Raw genomic sequence first — 17,329 nt, forward strand, 5'->3', positions numbered from 1 at the left:
CATCAGGCGGCGGAGCGCACCGAGCCGGCCCGCAGGGCCGTGGCCAGCGCGTCGATGACGCGGTCCTGGTCGGCGTCGCTGAGTCCCGGGTAGAGCGGCAGCGACAGCTGCTGGGAGTAGAACGACTCGGCCACCGGGCAGGATCCGCGCCGGTAGCCCAGGTCGGCGAAGGCCGGGTGCCAGTGCACCGGAATGTAGTTGACCTGGACGCCGATGCCGGCGGCGCGCATCCGGTCGTACACCTCGCGGCGACGCCCGTCGAGCACCCGGATCGGGTAGAGGTGCCAGGCGGGTCGGGCCCACTCCCGCCGGACCGGAAGCCGGATGCCCGGCAGGTCGGCGAGGGCCTCGTCGTAGCGGGCCACCAACTGGTCGCGGCGGATCAGGAACTCGCCCAGCCGGCGCAGCTGGCTGCGGCCCAGCGCGCAGAGCACGTCCGGCAGCCGGTAGTTCAGCCCGAACTCGTGCACCTCCTGGTGCCAGCCACCCTCGTCCGGCCAGCGCTGCTCGTCGCGCTCGCGCACCAGGCCGATGTTGCGGAACCGGCGGGCCCTCTTCAGCAGCTCCGGGTGCGGGCTGGCCACGGCGCCGCCCTCGGCGGTGGTGAGGTTCTTGGTGGGGAAGAACGACAGCGTGGTCAGGTCGGCCAGCGAGCCGACCGGCCGTCCCTTGTAGCTGGCGCCGATGGAGTGCGCCGCGTCGGCGAGCAGCAGCGCGTCGTGCCCGCCCAGCGCGGTGCGCAGGGCGTCGTAGTCGGCCGGGTGGCCGGCGTAGTCGACCGCGGACACCACGCGGGTGCGCGAGGTGGTCGCGGCCGCGACCGCCGCCGGGTCGAGGGTGAAGGTGCCCTCCTCGACGTCGGCGAAGACGATCTTCGCGCCGAGCGCGACGGCGCTGCTGGCGGTCGCCACGAAGGTCATCGGCGGAACGATCACCTCGTCGCCGGGGCCGACGCCGGCCGCCGCGTACGCCACGTGCAGCGCCGCGGTGCCGTTGGAGACGGTGGCGCAGCCCGCGCCGCCGGTCCAACCGGCCAGGTCGGCCTCGAACGCCTCGACCTGCGGCCCGGTGGTGAGCCAGTCGCCGCGCAGCACGCCGGCCACCGCGGCGATGTCGTCCTCGGTGACCGAGTGCCGGCCGTACGGAAGCATTGCCGTCATGCGGTGATGCCGAGCATGTCGCGCAGCTGCTCGACGCTGAGCCACTCGTCGTTGGTGTCCGACTGGTAGGCGAAGCCGTCCGGCACCGGCTCGCAGTCGACCGGCGGCTGGTAGCCCCAACCGGCGATGGTCGGCTGGACGATGTAGCGGTCCTTGGCGCGCAGCGTCCGCCGGCTGTCGTCCGGCGCGATCATCTCCTCGTGCAGCTTCTCGCCGGGCCGGATACCGATCTCGTGGGTGGTGGCGTCCGGAGCGACGGCCCCGACCAGGTCGAGGATGCGCATGCTGGGGATCCGCGGCACGAACAGCTCGCCGCCCTGCATCTGGTCGAACGAGTCCATGACGAACTGCACGGCCTGCTCCAGCGTGATCCAGAACCGGGTCATCCGCTTGTCGGTGATCGGCAGGCTCTTGCCCTCGGCGGCCAGCCGGCTGAACAGCGGGACCACCGAGCCACGGCTGCCCACCACGTTGCCGTAGCGGACCACGGCGAAGCGGGTCGGGTGGTGGGCGGCGTAGTGGTTGGCCGAGACGAACAGCTTGTCGCCGACCAGCTTGGTGGCGCCGTACAGGTTGATCGGGCTCGACGCCTTGTCGGTGGAGAGCGCGATGACCTTCTTGACGCCGGCCTCGATCGCGGCGTCGACCACGTGCTCGGAGCCGGTGATGTTGGTGGCGATGTACTCGGTGGGGTTGTACTCCGCGGTGTCCACCTGCTTGAGGGCGGCGGCGTGCACCACGTGGTCCACGCCGTGCATCGCCCGGGTGAGGCGGTGCCGGTCCCGGATGTCGCCGATGAACCAGCGCAGCCGCGGGTCGTCGCCGAGCTGCTGGCGCAGCTCGTACTGCTTGAGCTCGTCGCGGGAGAACACCACCACCCGGGCGGGGTCGGCCTCGGTGAGGATGTGCTTGAGGAAGGTCCTGCCGAAGGAACCCGTTCCCCCGGTGATCAGAATGGACGATCCATTCAACTCACTCAATTTGGTGCTCCCGTGTTCGTGGATGAACCGGCGGCCCTCGGCCGGCCGACCGGGGTGAGACGCTAACCCCGGCGGGTTAACGGGCCGGCGCTCGCGGGTTAACCGCTACCCCTGCCTCCGTGAATGCGGGGCACCGCGCAGGAGAACACTTACGACCACCCCGAGATCGTGCTGACCAGGCCGGATCCGGCCGCTACAGTGGCCGCGCGAGCGCCCCGGCCACCCCTGTGCGCCGCCGGTTCCCGTGTTCACCCGACATTCGCGCCACCTCGGTGCGAGCGGTTCATCCCCGAGCGTCACCGGCCGGACCGGTTGTGCCCCCGGCCGCGCGGGCCCCGGTCCGGCCGGCAATTCAGGAGGCGTTGATGGCATCCGGCAGTGACGTGATGGAACGGCCGGCGGTACCGGCCGAGACACCACCTGCCGCATCGGGGCGGCGCTGGCTGGTGCCGGTGCTGCTGCTCGTCGGCTGGGCGCTCAGCGTCGCCTGGCGGATGTGGCTGTCCCGGCACATCGTGCTGCCGATCGCGCACACCGACGAGGACAGCTACCTGAACACCGCCCGCGCGCTGGCCGGCGGGCCGGGTGGATTCAGCAGCGAGAACGACCTGCTGCGCCGGGTCGGTTACCCGATGCTGATCTCGCCGGCGTTCCTCGGGGACCGGGACTTCACCGACAGCTACCGCCTGGTCCAGCTGATCAACGCGATGGTGAACTCGACGCTGCTGCCGCTGGCGTACCTGCTCGGCCGGCGGCTGCTCCAGCTGCGGCGGTCGTACGCCCTGCTCGGGGCCGTGGTGGCGGCGACCCTGCCGGCCGCCGCCTTCTACGCCGGCGTCGCCATGATCGACACGGTGATGGCGCCGCTGGTGATCGCCTGGCTGCTGGCGGTGCACCGGTGGGTCGAGCGGCCCGGCCCGCTCGCCGCGGCCACCGTCGGCCTGCTGGTCGGCGCGTTCCACCTGCTGCACTCCCGTGGCCTGGTGATCGTGGCGGTGCACGCCGGGCTGGTCCTGCTGCTGCTGATCCGTCGGCGGATCACCCCGGCCGGAGTGCTCGCGGCGCTGCTGCCGGTGCTCGCCCTGGCGCTGGCCAACGAGGCCGTCATCCGGCTGCTCGGGGACAAGGTCTACCTGCTGGGCAGCACCCCGGGCGGCAGCATGGTCGAGGCGGTCGCCTCCGGCCCGGGCGTGGTCCGGGTGGGCGCGGCGGTCGCCACCCAGCTCTGGTACCTCGTGGTGATCACCTTCGGGATGGCCGGGGTGGCCTGGGCCGCCGCCGTCCGGGAGCTGTGGCGCCCCCGACGCGGCGACGCCACCCGCTGGACGATGGGTGTGGCGCTGGTGGTGAGCGTCGGGGTGGCCAGCGGTGCGTCGGTGATCCTGGCCGGCATCACCGGGAAGCCGCTGGACGCGATCTACGGCCGCTACGTGCAGATGCTGGCGCCGTTCTGGCTGCTGGTCGGTCTCGGGGTGCTGCTCACCGCCGGCCGCCGGGTCGTGCTGCGCCGCGCGGCCGTCGCGGTGGCCCTGCTCGTCGCGGGCGGCGCGCTGATCGCCGTCCGGCTCGCGTACGTGGCCAGCCGGGGGCACACGTTGCGCTACGGCGGCTTCGGCGCACCGGACCTGATGGCGCTGACCGGAGGGTGGCGGGAGATGCGGCCGGTCGTCGGCTCGCTGATCGGCATCGCCGCCTGCCTGCTGCTCGTCGCCGCGGTCCAGGTGCCCCGGCTCCGGCTGCCACTGCTCGGCGCCCTCGTCGTGGTCAACCTGATCACCATGCAGGTGATCGATCAGCGGTTGGTGCGGCCGATGGCGGCGAGCACCGCGCCGACGCCCCGGGTGGCCGACGTCGGGGTGCGCCCCGGCGAGCGGGTGTGGGCGTCCACCGGTGTGCACTACATCCTGCGGTTCAACCTCAGCCACCAGGTGACCTGGGCCGACGTGCGGTGGTTCCGCGAGCAGCCGCCGGCCGCGGCGCAGGTGGTGTTCACCCGCTGGGCGCCCGGCCAACCCGACGACTGGGACGGCGCGAAGTACGGCTTCGTCCGGCTCGGTGGAAACGTGGAACAGCACTGGGCGGCCTGGCGGCGAGCCTGATCCGCTCCGCGTCGCGCACCGGTGGACATCGCCTTTCATGAACGGCGGATGTCCACCGGGCGCACGGGCGGTTAATGGTGCCGGACAATTGCGGAATGCGCGCCGGCGCTCAACGGTTGCGGCGGTCCGCCCGGTTGAGGGAAATGGGGATGACGATGATTTCCCGGCCATCGGACGTCTCCTGTCGAGGGGTGCCCTCGACGAATCGGAAACGCCGGTTCATCTGTCGTACGACGGTGTTGTGCGCGAGCACCTCCCCGTCGAGCCGATCGAGGTGCAGCCCGTCGAAGGCGTACTCGACGGCCTCCCGCATGACCCCCAGCCAGGCGGGCAGCGTCTCGTCCCGCGCGGCCAGGCCGTCGGCGTCCAGATAGAAGCCCCAGGCGCCGGTCCGAGGGCCGTCCAGTCGCAGGTCGAAGAAGGTGACCACCCCGCAGGGCAGGTCGTCACGGACGTACACCAGCACCCGCCGGGACGGGTCGTCACGGACCGCCGACCACCACCGCGCGTGCTCGTCGGCGGTGATTTCGTGACTGGTCTTGCTGACCTGCCGGTTGGTTTCCTGATTACGCCAGGACAACATCAGGTGAACGTCGTCCACCGTCGCTTCGCGCAGCACGTACCTCTCGCTTTCCTGACTGAACACGTCCGGTCCCGGCACCTTACCCGGGCGTACCGGGAAATCAGATATCCATTCGCTGGGTTGTAGACTCCGCCGCATGAACGAATTGAGTCGCGCGCAGATCCGCGACCTCATGGCTCAGGTGCTCAAGAACCAGGACAAGGAGCTGCCCGCCGACGACGCGGCGCAACTGCGCGACATCGGCTTCCGGTCGCTGGACTTCTCCGAGCTGGCCCTGCGGGTCGAGGACGAGACGGGGGAGGAGCTCAACTTCGACGCCCCTGGTCTTCGCCGCATCGCCACCGTCGGTGACGTCCTCGACTTCCTCGTCGAGCTTCAGCACCAGTGACCGTCGCGACACCCCACCCCCGGGCAGCCGGGCACCCGGAGCCGGCCGGCGTCGACAACCGGCTCGTCGTCGGCGGTGCCGCGCGGACCTGGCGGTCGCTGCCGACGCCGGCGCTGCCGGATCCCGCCGCGGTGCTCGCGCACTCCGCCGGGGACGCGCTCGCCGCCGCCCGGCAGCACGCCGTGCACGGCGGCGAGCTGCTGCTCAGCACCGCGAGCCGGGTCGACGCGGCGATGCGCGCCGAGCTGCTGGACGCCGGGTTCACCGTGACGGTCCTCGACGAGGACGGCGTGCATCCGAGCGCGCCGCCCCGACCGCGCGCCGCCGAACCCGGCCGGCTCTGGCTGCTGACCTCCGGCTCGACCGGTCGTCCCAAGCGGGTCGGGCACACCCTCGACACGCTGACCACCGTGCGCGCCGACCAGCCCGACCGCACCTGGCTCTGCCCCTACGCCCCCGGCACGTACGCCTGGTGGCAGGTCGTCACCCTGTCGCTGACCCAACCCGGTCAGCACCTGGTGGTGGTGGAGCCGGACGAGCTGGACGACTGGCCGGCGGTCGCCGCCGCGCACGGGGTCGACGCCGCGTCCGGCACGCCGACCTTCTGGCGGCGCACCCTCTACCGGGACGCCGCCGCACTGGCGCGGGTGCCGCTGCGCCAGATCACCCTCGGCGGGGAGCCGGTGGACCAGGCGATCCTGGACCAGCTGCGGGAGGTCTTCCCCGCCGCCCGGATCTCCTGGATCTACGCGTCCTCCGAGGTGGGTGCGTCGATCGTGGTGCACGACGGGCGGGCCGGGTTCCCGGTCGGCTGGCTGGACCGGGAGACCCCCGGCCGGCCGACCCTCTCCATCCAGGACGACGAGCTGGTCGTCACCTCGCCGTACCACGGTGCCGGGCTGGCCGGCCCGGTCCGCACCGGCGACCGCGTGCAGGTGGTGGACGACCGGGTGCTGATCACCGGCCGGCTGGATTCCGACGAGATCAACGTCGGGGGGAGCAAGGTCTCCGCCGGCGTGGTTCGCGGTGTGCTGACCGGGCACCCCGCGGTGGCCTGGGCGCGGGTCACCGGCCGCCGTGCCCCGGTGCTCGGCCGGATGGTGGTCGCCGAGGTGGTCCTCGCCGCCGCCGCCCCGTCCGACCGCCCCGACGTCACCGTGCCGGACGAGGCCGAGCTGGTCCGCTGGTGCGCCGACCGGTTGCCCGAGCACGCGGTGCCACGCCGGATCCGTGTGCTGACCGAAATCCCCGTCAAGGAGACCCTGAAGAGCGATGTCTGACCTCGCCGACACCCAGCTCGTCCCGCCCAGTTCCGTGGTGCTCGTCTCCGGCGGCTCCCGGGGGCTGGGCCTGGCCATCGTCACCGACCTGCTCGATCGGGGCGTACGGGTGGCCGCGTTCGCCCGCACCGTCACCCCGGAGCTGGAGAAGCTCGCCGCCGAGCACCCCGACCGGGTGCACGTCGGCTCGGTGGACGTCACCGACCTGCGCGCCGCCCAGGGCTTCGTCCGCGAGGTGGAACAGCGGCTCGGCCCGATCGACGGCGTCGTCAACAACGCCGCCATCGGGCAGGACTCCCTGCACGTGCACACCGCCACCGACGACATCGCCCGGATCATCGAGACCAACCTGACCGCGCCGTTGCAGCTGACCCGGCTGGTGGTCCGGCGGATGCTCGGCAAGGGGCTGCGGGGGCGGATCGTCAACATCACGTCGATCTGCGCGCAGCGCGGCTTCCCCGGGCTGGTCGCGTACTCGGCGACCAAGGGTGGCATGGACGCCGCCACCCGCTCGCTCGCCCGGGAGCTGGGTGGTCGGGTGCTGGTGAACGCGGTCGCCCCCGGCTTCTTCGCCTCGGAGATGTCCGCGGTGCTCGGCCCCACCCAGCTCGACCAGATCGTGCGCCGTACCCCGACCGGCCACCTGACCGAGCCGGTGGAGGTCGTGCCGGTGGTCCGGATGCTGCTGCGGGAGCACACCAACATCAACGGCCAGGTCATCGTGGTGGACGGTGCCGCCTCTATCTGACCTGCGACCGGTTCCGCTGGAAGCGGCGACCGGGCCGGTCACCATCGCCGGCCCGGTCGCGCCGCCGCGACCGAATGGCGCCGGCGGGCCGCGCCCGGTGCCGGGACTGCTGGCCGCCGCCGAGCGGCACCTGCGCATCGGGACCCCGGCCGCGCTGGCCGACGCGGTGACCCGCAGCCACCTCGACGACGGACGCTGCGTCGGCTGGTACGGACCGCCCGCGCCCGGGTGGCGGGTGGCGATCGACGCGGAGCGCGCCGACGCCCCGGTACCTCCCGCGCTGGCCCGCCGGTTCGGCGCGGCGGACTTCTGGGCGCGCTGGACCCGGGCCGAGTGCTGCTGCAAGCTGGCCGACATGCCGGTGGTCGCCTGGTGGCGCCGCTACGGCCTGGGTACGCCGGCCGACGGCGCAGCGGTCTGGCGGACCCTGCGGCTGGCCGACCTGGTGGTCACCGTCGGCTTCGCCCCGTCGCCCCACCCCTACCGTCGATAGGGGCGGGGCGGGGCGGGGTCAGATCAGGTCCCAGCTCAGGGGAGTGCCGCGCGGCACGTCGGTGGTGAAGGTCCGACCGAGGACCCGGTCGATCTCCACCGGGGCCAGCCCGCCGGCCGGCCGGATGGACCGGACGTTGCGCGCGGTGACCGGGTCGCCGGCCCGCACGTCCTCGACCACGAACAGCGAGCGGCGGAACCGGAGCCCCTCCCGCTCGGCCGGGGTCGGGCCGATCGCGGTGCCGCCCAGCGCCGCGTACGCCCGGCCCGATTCGGCGACCAGCGCCGTCAGCTCGGTCGGGTTCAGCGAGAAGTCGGAATCCACGCCGCCGTCGGCCCGGTCCAGGGTCACGTGCTTCTCGATGAAGCAGGCGCCGAGCGCCACCGAGGCGACCGCCACCCCGATGCCGGGCGTGTGGTCGGAGAGCCCCACCGGCACGTCGAACGCGCCGGCCAGCACCGGCAGCCGGCGCAGGTTGCTGTCCGCCGGGGGAGCCGGGTAGGAGGCGGTGCAGGCCAGCAGCACGATGCCCGCCGCGCCGCCGTCGCGGGCGGTCCGCACGGCGGCGTCGATCTCGGCCACCGTCGCCATCCCGGTGGAGATCACCATCGGCTTGCCGGTGCTGGCCACCAACCGGATCAGCGGCAGGTCGACCAGCTCCGACGAAGCGATCTTGTACGCCGGTGCGTCCAGCGACTCCAGCAGCTCCACGGCCGTCGCGTCGAACGGTGACGAGAAGACGGTCAGGCCGCGCTCGCGGGCCCGCTCGAAGATCGGGGCGTGCCACTCGTACGGGGTGTGCGCCCGCTCGTAGAGGCGGTACAGGTTCTCCCCGCCCCACAGCTCGTGCCCACTGGAGATCCGGAACGCCGGGGTGTCGACGTCGATCGTGATCGTGTCCGGCCGGTACGTCTGGAGCTTGAGCGCGTGCGCCCCGCTCTCCGCCACCGCGTCGACGATGGCCAGCGCCCGGTCCAGGTCACCGTTGTGGTTACCGGACATCTCGGCGACCACGAAGGGTCGCTCGCCGGCACCGACCGCGTGCGGTCCGATCTTGATTGTCGCCGTCATTCCGACCTCTGCTCAGGTACGCCCGCACCGGGGTGCGGTGGTGCTGTCGTCGTCCACCCTGCGGGCGGACGACCTGGAAAACCAGGGCGCCGGGAGCCGACCCGGCTCCCGGCGTGGTGTGTGGTGCGGGTGGTCACGGCAGGCGGCCCCCGGCCAGCGCGTCGCGCTGCCCCGCCGTCAGGTCGGCGGCGAGTCCGTCGCCCGCCGGTCGGCCCGGGTCCTCGTCCGCGGTGGCCGATCCGGCACCGTCGGTGGCGCCTCCCGCCGGGCCGGGCCTGCGCAGCCGGCCGGCCACCCGGTGGGCCTGGCGCAGCGCCGAGTACGCCAGGTAGTCACCGCGCCCGACCAGCCGGTGCTTCAGCCCGGTCACTCCCGGGGGCATCGGGTAGCCACCGGTCGGCAGGTAGCGGCGGTAGTGCTCGGCGACCCGGTGGAAGAAGGCCCGCCGCAGGTGCGGGTGGAGGCGGTCGTCGTTGCCGACCACCACCAGATAGTGGCTGATCATGAGCTGGAAGAGCTCGGCCTCGAGACCCTCGTCCGGGTGCCGCCGGCGGACCCAGTCCATCAGCCGCTCGTACTGCCCGAACGCGTCGAAGTGCCGGCCGCTGCGGGTGGAGGTGATGGCGCCCTGCCGACCCTGCCGGTACAGATAGCAGACCCGGTCCAGCACGGAGATCTTCTCCGCGCCGATCAGCAGCGGGTGGCTGAACGGGATGTCCTCGTACCAGCCGGGGAAGAACCGCAGCTCCAACTCGTCCAGGAAGGCGCGGCGGACCACCTTGTTCCACGCGGTGTGCTGTACGCGCAGCAGCTGCGGCTGGTCGGCGAGGCGGGCCACGCCCGACACCCCGCGCAGCAGGTGGCTGCTCGCGTCGACCTCCCGCCGGCCGTCCTCGTGCACCCGCAGGTGGTCCAGCATCAGCACGTCGGGCTCGTGCTGGCGCAGCCGGTCCAGCACAGCGGAGATGGTGCCCGGCGGCAGCCAGTCGTCGCTGTCGACGAACCAGACGTACCGGCCGGTGGCCACCTCGAGGCCGGCGTTACGGGCCAGGCCCAGACCGACGTTGCTGGTCAGGTGCACGACGCGGACGCCCTCGCGGCCGGCGGCGTACGAGCGCAGCATCGCGCCGCAGCCGTCCGGGGACGCGTCGTCGACGGCGATCAGCTCAACCGCGTCCGACTCTCCGGCCGGGATGTCCGCCCGGATCGACTCGAGGCACTGGTAGAGGTACGCCTCGACGCCGTACACGGGCACGACGATGCTGAGCAGCGGTGCGTGCGTCGGCTCATTGACCACGCCGCCACCTTCGACGACCCGGGTGGCCAGCCGCGGAATCCCACATGGCTGCCGGTGGTGGGGTTTTTGAACAGCGGGCCAGGTTCAGGTTAACGAAAGGCCCGACCGGGACTTTCGGATCGTGGGGGTGCCGGAGAGCCGCGACTGGATCCTGGGCGTGATGGCCACCGTCCAGGACGGCGTCTGCACGAGCGGTCCGGCCCGTCCGCTTCGCGTTCGTCACCCATGAGACACGTCCGGTTCACCCGGTAGTGACCCGGTAGTGTGCCCCGGGTGCGGCCCGCCGGGCCGTCGTGGGCGTCGCGGCCCACGCCGCGTCGAGGAGGAGACGTACGTGCTGGTGACCCTGTGGAGCCCCGGGATCCCGGCATGACGAGCACCCCCGCCGCGTCGGTCGTCCGGCCCGCGAGCGCCCCGGCACGGCTGCCCTCACTGACCGGCCTGCGCTGGATCGCCGCGTTGCTGGTCTTCGGCTTCCACGCCGCCACCATGCGGATCATCGCCGAACCCGACTACAAGGCGTTGATCGACTCGACGTTCGCCCTCGGCCTGTCCGGGGTGCAGTTCTTCTTCGTCCTCAGTGGATTCGTACTGGTCTGGTCGGCCCGCCCCGGCGACTCCCGGCGGACCTTCTGGCGCCGTCGGATCGCCAAGATCTATCCGAACCACCTGGTGCTGTGGGCGGCGGCGTTGCTGGTGGCCTGGTGGTTCGCCGACCCGGTGCTGCCGGCCGCCGCGCTGGAGAACGTGCTGCTCCTGCAGGCCTGGGATCCCCGGCCGGGCTGGTTCTACAGCATCAACACGGTGAGCTGGTCGCTGTCCTGCGAGTTCTTCTTCTACCTCTGCCTGCCGCTGGCACTGCCGCTGCTGCGGCGGGCCCGGCCGGCGCTGCTCTGGACGCTGGTCGTCGCCCTGCCGCTGCTGATCCTCGCGCTCTGGCCGGCCCAGCACCTGGTGCCGGAGGCCAGCCGCTGGTGGTTCACCCAGATCTTTCCGCCGGTGCGGTCGCTGGAGTTCTGGTTGGGCGCGGTGGCGGCCGAGTTGATGTTGCGGGGCCGGTGGCGTGGCCCCGGGCTCACCGCGGCCAGCGTCATCTTCGTGGCCACCTGGATCGCCGCCGCACAGTGGATCCGCGCCGAGCTGTGGACGACCCTGCTCGCGGTGGCGTACCTGCTGGTGATCACCGCTGCGGCGGACGCTGACGTGCGGGGCCGGCCCTCGCCGTGGCGATCCCGCCCGTTGGTCTGGCTCGGTGAGGTCTCGTTCGCCTTCTACCTGGTGCACGTGCTGGTGATGACGACGGTCCTTCGCTGGACCGGCGACTGGGGGACCGGTTTCGGCGGCTGGCGCGGGCCGGCGGTGGTTGTCGGCTTCCTGCTGGTCAACCTGGTCCTCGCCGGGCTGCTGCACCGGTTCGTCGAGACCCCGATGATGCGCCGGCTCGCTCCACGCCGCCCGACCCGGCCGGCGATCATCCCCCGACAGCGCACCGGCGACGCCGAGGCCCGCGGCGGTGCGGCCCGCGGCGGTGCGGCCCACAGCGTCGAGGCCCGCGGCGTCGAATCGGGCGGCGTCGGGGCGCGCAGGGCCGGCCAGGTCGGCGAGCGATCGACGTACGCCGACTCGCGCTGACACCGTCCACCCTGGTCAGCGGCGTCGACGCGGTCGGCGCGGCGCGGGTCGACACGCCCGGCTGCGATGCGGTCGGTCGATCTCGGCGGTAGCGTGGGACCGTGCTTCCGGTCGCGCTCACCTGTCCGCTGTGGTGGGTGGCGCGCTGGGCGACACGAGTGCTGACCAGTCTCGCCGTCGTCGCCGCCCTGGCGCTCGGCGCCGGCCAGGCCCCGGCCTCGGCCGCCTGGCCGGAGGCACCGGCCGCCGCGCCGGCGGCGTACACCCCCGGGCCGCTCGCGTCGTCGTATCGGTCCGCCTCCGCGGACGCTGCCGAGCGGGCGACCGCCGAGAGCCCCGCCGCGCAATGGTCGGCCGACCCGCGGGCGGTCCCGCCGGGCGGGCTGAGCGTCCCCGCCGCTCCGACCGATGCGACCCCGGTGCGCGACGCCGGATCAGACCCGCTGCCCCGCACCGACGGCCGCGCCAGCCAGGCTCCCCGGGCCCCACCCGGGCGCTGAGCCCACCGGGACGAGCGTCCCGCCCACCCGCGCCTGTCGACCCGTCAGCTCCCCGCACCGCCGACCCGTGGCCCCGCCGCGACCGTCGGCCCCCATCGCACAGCTCTCTTCCCGAGGTGCCGACCATGGAGACCGTCGTCTTCTACCAGTTCCTGACCGAAGTGCCCCAGGCCGCCGCCATCTGGTCGGCTCTGTTCCTGCTGGCGCTGACCGTGCTCGCCGTGCTGGTCGCCCGCCCGGAGCGGGACCAGGCGGCGGTCGACCCGATCCCGGCGGCGCCCACCGCCCGGGAGGCGGCCAGAGCCGACGCCGCCGACCTGCGCCGGTACGCCGAGGAGGTGGCCGTCGCCGCGGCGGGCGCCGCGCAGACCGCCCGCCGACGGCGCGCCGACTGGTTGGTTGCTCAGGAGCAGGTGGAGCAGGCGTGGGCCCGGTACGACGAGGCGGACACCGCCGCCCGTCGGTTCGCCGGCGCCGGGGCGCTGCCCACCCCGCGTACCCCACGCACCCCCGCCGAGTACGCCGGCCGGGAGCGCTACCTGCACCGCACGGCGATGGCGGCGCACTGGCGCGGCGAGCTGTCCATGCGGCAGCTCGGCGAGGTGTTCGCGCATCGGCACGGCTGGGATCCCCGGCGGCACCCGGTCGAGCAGGAGGTGCTGCTCAGTCGGGCGGTCCGGGACGCGCGGCTGGCCGACTACCGGGCTGCCGCCGGTTTGGAGCGCTCGGCCTGGCGCGACGCGGAACTGTCCGCCGAGTCGGCCCGTGCCCTCGCGGCAGAGGCGTACGCGGCGGCGGCCCGGCTGCGGCCGAACCCGGTGCCGGCTCCCCGTGCGGTGACGGCGACGTCCCGTCCGGCGACCGCGACGCGGTGGAGTCCGGCCCGGGTGGGTTGACTTGGGTGAGCCCCGTCACATCTGCCGGAAATCGGGCGCTCGGCGCGATCGGCCGAATTTTTCCCACGAATGCGGTGCTTTTGTCGACGGCCTGTCCGGTTGTCGCCCGCCAGTGCCGCCGTAACCGGTTGTCCCATCGAGTCACGTCAGTGGCAATACGCGCAGAAATTGCCGCGCGATTTCAGGTTTACGCAGGTGAACCTGGCTTGGCAGGGCTTGAACCGACCAGTAGTGTCGTCCCGTCTGGTGCGGTAATCGATCGCAAGAGGCGACGCCGCGCCGACCCGCTCAATCGTGATCAACGAACCGGGGACCCATCAGTAAGTCCGGGGTGAATCCGCGAGCCACGGCCCGCGGTAGGGCGATCTTCCCGCCCGAATCCGTCAGCTAACCCGGTAGGCGGCGTCGGAAGGAGTTCCATCCTCGTGCAGCACCTCTCCACCCCTCGGTTGTTCCTTCGCCTCCACGGCGCCGCGGTGCCCCCGCTCATCCGTCGGGTGAGCTGACCCCCCGGGTCACCGCCTCTCCCGCCCGGCCACGCCGGGCAGCCCCCTGAGCGGTTCACCATTCGCGGACCACGGTCCGCGCGCTGGCGCCTGCCCGGATAACGGTCCGGCCCGGTGTGCCGCTCTCCCCCCCCATCCGTGGAGAACCCCATGAAGCACACCCTGAAGCGTCAGCTCCGTCGTCTCGCCACCGAGCGCCCTTACCAGATCGTCGCCGCCTCCGCCGCGGCCCTCGCGCTCGCGACCACCACCGGCGCCCTGATCGCCGGCGCTGACGAGGCCCCGGCCAGTCAGCACACCGCGACCACGGTCGCCGAGATGCGCAGCGACACCGTCGCATCGCGCGGCGAGGCCCGCGTCGTGCCCCCCTCGGCCAGCGCCTCGCCGAGCACCGCCGCCCCGACGGCCAGTGCCGCGTCGCCCGCCGCCAAGGCGAGCAGCAACCCCGATCTCACCCGTAAGCCGGCACCGCCGAAGCCGCCCGCGACCAAGGTGCTCGACTACGACTACCAGGCGCAGAACACGTACTTCAACTGTGGACCGGCAGCCACCCGCAACGCGCTCAGCGCCACCGGCATCGACCGCACCCAGGACGAGCTGGGCGTCGAGCTGGGCACCACCGAGATGGGCACCAACTCGGCCCTGGACACCACCCGGGTGCTCAACGCCGAGGTGAAGGGCTCCCCGTACCGGACCCGGATGTTCGCCGGCACGCCCAGCCCGGCCCAGATGGACCGGCTCCAGGCCGACGTGGTCGCGGCGATCACCGCCGGCCGCGGGGTGGTGGCCAACGTCGTCGGCGACGCCACCGACACCGATGGTGGCTGGCACTCCTACGGCGGCGGGCACTACATCGCCGTGGTGGGCTACAAGGACAACGGCCGGACCGTGCGGATCGCCGACTCGGCGAACGCCGCCGACCCGGCGTACTGGATCACCACGATCGACCTGGCGAACTGGATCGCCACTCGGGGCTACTCCGCCTGACCCGGGCGCAGCCCGCCGCGGGCGCCGTTCCCCACGAGGGGCCGGCGCCCGCGGCGTTTTCGTGCGGTCAGTAGCCGATGAAGCCGTACAGCGCGAGGTGGTTCGACTTCGTCCCGCTGACCGTGTGGTCGATGCTGGACGGTTGCACGCTGCCCGTTCCCGGTCCAGGTCGCGCACTCTACAGTGGACCTTCCTGCGTCGGGCGTGGCGTGGATGACGACTCTCGTACCGGGCCGTGAACCGTGGGAGACTGCGGCCGTGGTGGATGAATCGGGTGGTCACGCCGGTCGTAGGCCGGTCTTGCTGCTGCTGCACGGCATGGGGGCGACCGGCGACGTGTGGTTGCCCTGGGCGCCGCACCTTGAGCAGCGCTGGCCCGGGCGGTGGCTGGCACCGGATCTCGCCGGCCACGGTTGGGCGCCGCCGCTGCCGTCGTACTCCTTTGCGGGCTTCGCCCAGCGGATCGCGCAGGCCCTCGCCCCCGACGACCGGCTCGTCGTGCTCGGGCACTCGCTGGGTGGGGTGGTCGGCCTGGCGCTGGCCGCCCGCGACGCCGGGATCCCGGTGGACGCGGTGGTCGGGCTGGGCATCAAGGCGCTCTGGTCACCCGCGGAGCTGACCCGTGCCGCCGAGGTCGCCGCCCGCCCGGTGAGCTGGTTCGCCAGCCGCACCGAGGCGGCTCGTCGCTACCTGCGCGTCTCCGGACTGGCCGGCCTGGTTCCACCCGACCACGCGGTCGTGGACGCCGGGCTGCGCCAGGTCGACGGCCGGTGGCGCCTCGCCATGGACCCCACCGCCTTCGCCGTCGGCGAGCCCGACCTGGCCGCGCTGTTGGCGGCGACCGACGTGCCGGTGGTGCTGGCGCGCGGGGAAAACGACCCGATGGTCACCGACGAGCAGCTCAAGGAGTACGGCGTACCGGTCGCCACGCTGCCCGGTCTCGGGCACAACGCGCACGTGGAGGACCCGGCGGCGGTGCTGGCGCTGCTCGACCCGTACCGCTAGACCGGCGTGGGTGCGGCGAGCGCCTGCGTCGGCGCCAGCTCCCGGCGGGCGGCGGTCAGGAACGCGTCGGCGTACGACTCGGCCGGGAAGTCACCCAGGTAGTGACGCCGGGTGGCCCAGCGCGACTCGGCCAGCGGGTCGGTGTCCAGCAGCCCGGTCAGCACCTCGTCGACGTTCGACATGTCGCGGCGCAGCACGTAGCCCGCCCCGGCCAGGGGGAAGTGCTCCACGAACCGCACGCCCTCGTCGCCCATGTCGGTGACCGCGTACGGCTTGCCGGAGTAGAGGTAGTCCGAGATCACTCCGGACACGTCGGAGACCAGCGCGTCGGACCGGTTGACGCACTCGGTCAGGCTCAGCTCCCGGGCCGCCGCGCCGGTGACGTGCTGCCGGCCGGTGCGGGCCCGGTCGGCGACCAGCAGCTCGGTCAACCGGCCCAGCTGCCGGGCCGAGGCCGGGTTCTGCGCGGTGTACGGGTGGGCGCGCAGGATCACCGTCGCGCCGCGCTCCAGCAGCCGCCGCAGCAGCTCCTCGGCGACCGGCAGCGAGCAGTAGTCGGCGTCGGCGTGGTGACCGGTCCAGGTCGGGGTGTAGAGCACGGTCGGGTACGCCAGGCCGCGTACCGGCTCCGGGCGCACCTCGATCGACTCGACCTGCGGCCGGCCCACCACCACGAACTTCTCCGCCGGGATCTGCACCCCGGCTCGGGCGTACCGGTCGATCGCCGCCGGGCCGGCCACGAAGATCCGGTCGAAGATCCCGGACACCGGGTTGGCGCTGGGCGCCTTGTCGCTGTCGCCGTGGTGCAGCTGCACGTGGGTGAGCTGGGTGAACCGGATGCAGTGGCTGTTCTTCGCACCGTGGTTGACGTAGAACGCCGCTCGCAGGCTCGGCACCAGCGCCTCGTCCAACGCCCGCAGCGTGGGGCAGTAGACCACCGGTGCGCTGGTGGCGGCGGCGATCGGCGCCAGGAACTCCGGCTCCCGCAGCACGACCATGAACGGCCGGCCGATCCGCTCCAGGTACGGCAGCCACATGGTGACCTGGTACTCCGAGCCGGGCGGCGCGGAGAAGTAGAGCAGGAACTCCGGCTGGTGCCGGCGCAGCGCCCGGGCGACCGCCCCGCCGCCGGCACCCGGCCGGAACCGGCGCCGGGCCAGGTCCAGAGCGACCACCCCGGCCCCGACGCCGACCAGCAGGCTGGCGACCAGCGCCACGGCGGCGGGCAGGGCCAGCGCGGCGGCCACGGTCACCGCGGCGAGCAGCCCGAGCAGGGCGGTGCCGAGCTGGTCGGCGATCAGCGGCGTCCAGGACCGCACCGGCAGGTTGGCCACCCGGATCTCCAGGTTGCCGGCGGTCCGCAGCGGCCCCACCAGCAGCACCAGCCCCAGCAGGACCAGCGCGGTGGCGACCAGCGCCGGGTCGAGCCCGTCGTCCAGCCGCCGGGAGTAGCCGACCAGCACGGCGGCGGCGATCAGCGCCGTCTCGGCGACGAGGTCAGCGCCGGGCCGGATCCGCTGCTCGGCGGCCGCCGCGGCCAGCGCGGCGACGGCCAGCGCCAGCCCCCATCCGGTGGCGCCGGTCAGCGCCACCACGACGAAGGCCAGCACAGCCAGGCCGGTGCTCAGGCACCGGGCGGCCAGCTTCTGGACCAGATCACCACGCATGTCGCTCCGTTCGCCGCCGTCCGGGTTCCGCCGCCGT

Annotated in this window: 16 protein-coding genes and 1 riboswitch; of the genes, 10 read left to right on the forward strand and 6 right to left on the reverse strand. The window is 73.2% G+C overall.

What is annotated here, in order from left to right; translation table 11 throughout:
• Positions 1-2: 2 nt before the first annotated feature.
• On the reverse strand, positions 3-1,160 hold the full coding sequence (locus AB0K07_RS08700) for an aminotransferase class I/II-fold pyridoxal phosphate-dependent enzyme (protein WP_363752157.1): 1,158 nt from the start codon (positions 1,158-1,160) through the stop codon (positions 3-5).
• Positions 1,157-2,140 carry a UDP-N-acetylglucosamine 4,6-dehydratase (inverting) gene (pseB, locus tag AB0K07_RS08705; protein ID WP_363752160.1) on the reverse strand — a complete coding sequence of 328 codons (984 nt, stop codon included), beginning with the start codon at positions 2,138-2,140 and terminating at the stop codon, positions 1,157-1,159. Before pseB ends, AB0K07_RS08700 begins: the two co-directional genes overlap by 4 nt.
• A 365-nt stretch (positions 2,141-2,505) precedes the next feature.
• On the opposite strand from pseB, the gene AB0K07_RS08710 reads away from it, so the two are divergent.
• Positions 2,506-4,239, forward strand: a complete 1,734-nt coding sequence (locus tag AB0K07_RS08710; protein WP_363752162.1) for a hypothetical protein — start codon at positions 2,506-2,508, stop codon at positions 4,237-4,239.
• A gap of 109 nt (positions 4,240-4,348) precedes the next feature.
• Here the strand turns inward: AB0K07_RS08710 and AB0K07_RS08715 are convergent, their stop codons facing one another.
• On the reverse strand, positions 4,349-4,885 hold the full coding sequence (locus AB0K07_RS08715) for a GNAT family N-acetyltransferase (protein ID WP_363752164.1): 537 nt from the start codon (positions 4,883-4,885) through the stop codon (positions 4,349-4,351).
• Positions 4,886-4,958: 73 nt separating this feature from the next.
• Between AB0K07_RS08715 and AB0K07_RS08720 the strand changes: the two genes are divergently transcribed.
• Genes AB0K07_RS08720 through AB0K07_RS08735 form a run of 4 tightly spaced genes read left to right on the forward strand, consistent with a single transcriptional unit; the run spans position 4,959 to position 7,731 of the window.
• The gene (locus tag AB0K07_RS08720) at positions 4,959-5,210 is read left to right on the forward strand and encodes an acyl carrier protein (protein ID WP_363752166.1); all 252 of its coding nucleotides are present in this window, start codon (positions 4,959-4,961) and stop codon (positions 5,208-5,210) included.
• Positions 5,207-6,490: an AMP-binding protein gene (locus AB0K07_RS08725; RefSeq protein WP_363752168.1), complete on the forward strand. Its 1,284-nt coding sequence runs from the start codon at positions 5,207-5,209 to the stop codon at positions 6,488-6,490. The genes AB0K07_RS08720 and AB0K07_RS08725 overlap by 4 nt, the downstream gene beginning before the upstream one ends.
• Positions 6,483-7,238 carry an SDR family NAD(P)-dependent oxidoreductase gene (locus tag AB0K07_RS08730; RefSeq protein WP_363752170.1) on the forward strand — a complete coding sequence of 252 codons (756 nt, stop codon included), beginning with the start codon at positions 6,483-6,485 and terminating at the stop codon, positions 7,236-7,238. The genes AB0K07_RS08725 and AB0K07_RS08730 overlap by 8 nt, the downstream gene beginning before the upstream one ends.
• Positions 7,222-7,731 carry a hypothetical protein gene (locus AB0K07_RS08735; RefSeq protein ID WP_363752173.1) on the forward strand — a complete coding sequence of 170 codons (510 nt, stop codon included), beginning with the start codon at positions 7,222-7,224 and terminating at the stop codon, positions 7,729-7,731. The genes AB0K07_RS08730 and AB0K07_RS08735 overlap by 17 nt, the downstream gene beginning before the upstream one ends.
• Before the next feature lie 18 nt (positions 7,732-7,749).
• On the opposite strand, the gene pseI is transcribed toward AB0K07_RS08735, so the two are convergent.
• Positions 7,750-8,802: a pseudaminic acid synthase gene (gene pseI, locus AB0K07_RS08740; RefSeq protein WP_363752175.1), complete on the reverse strand. Its 1,053-nt coding sequence runs from the start codon at positions 8,800-8,802 to the stop codon at positions 7,750-7,752.
• Between the two features lie 133 nt (positions 8,803-8,935).
• Positions 8,936-10,099: a glycosyltransferase gene (locus AB0K07_RS08745; RefSeq protein WP_363752178.1), complete on the reverse strand. Its 1,164-nt coding sequence runs from the start codon at positions 10,097-10,099 to the stop codon at positions 8,936-8,938.
• A 369-nt stretch (positions 10,100-10,468) separates the two neighbouring features.
• Between AB0K07_RS08745 and AB0K07_RS08750 the strand changes: the two genes are divergently transcribed.
• The 5 genes from AB0K07_RS08750 to AB0K07_RS08770 all read left to right on the forward strand — a co-directional run bounded on the left by AB0K07_RS08750 (position 10,469) and on the right by AB0K07_RS08770 (position 15,625).
• Positions 10,469-11,731 (forward strand): acyltransferase, encoded by a 1,263-nt coding sequence (locus tag AB0K07_RS08750; RefSeq protein ID WP_363752180.1) that lies wholly within the window; start codon positions 10,469-10,471, stop codon positions 11,729-11,731.
• Positions 11,732-11,832: 101 nt separating this feature from the next.
• Positions 11,833-12,231, forward strand: coding sequence for a hypothetical protein (locus AB0K07_RS08755; RefSeq protein WP_363752182.1), 399 nt, complete (start codon positions 11,833-11,835; stop codon positions 12,229-12,231).
• 125 nt (positions 12,232-12,356) lie between these two features.
• Entirely contained in the window at positions 12,357-13,127 is a 771-nt protein-coding gene (locus AB0K07_RS08760) for a hypothetical protein (protein ID WP_363752184.1), read from the forward strand.
• Between the two features lie 275 nt (positions 13,128-13,402).
• Positions 13,403-13,544: riboswitch (cyclic di-AMP (ydaO/yuaA leader) on the forward strand.
• 239 nt (positions 13,545-13,783) lie between these two features.
• Positions 13,784-14,620 (forward strand): C39 family peptidase, encoded by an 837-nt coding sequence (locus tag AB0K07_RS08765; RefSeq protein ID WP_363752186.1) that lies wholly within the window; start codon positions 13,784-13,786, stop codon positions 14,618-14,620.
• Between the two features lie 258 nt (positions 14,621-14,878).
• On the forward strand, positions 14,879-15,625 hold the full coding sequence (locus tag AB0K07_RS08770) for an alpha/beta fold hydrolase (RefSeq protein WP_363752189.1): 747 nt from the start codon (positions 14,879-14,881) through the stop codon (positions 15,623-15,625).
• On the opposite strand, the gene AB0K07_RS08775 is transcribed toward AB0K07_RS08770, so the two are convergent.
• Positions 15,622-17,292, reverse strand: coding sequence for a CDP-glycerol glycerophosphotransferase family protein (locus AB0K07_RS08775; RefSeq protein ID WP_363752192.1), 1,671 nt, complete (start codon positions 17,290-17,292; stop codon positions 15,622-15,624). The two genes, AB0K07_RS08770 and AB0K07_RS08775, sit on opposite strands and share 4 nt — an antisense overlap.
• Positions 17,293-17,329: the final 37 nt, after the last annotated feature.

The organism is Micromonospora sp. NPDC049301 (genome assembly GCF_040678715.1).
Classification (GTDB): Bacteria; Actinomycetota; Actinomycetes; order Mycobacteriales; family Micromonosporaceae; genus Micromonospora.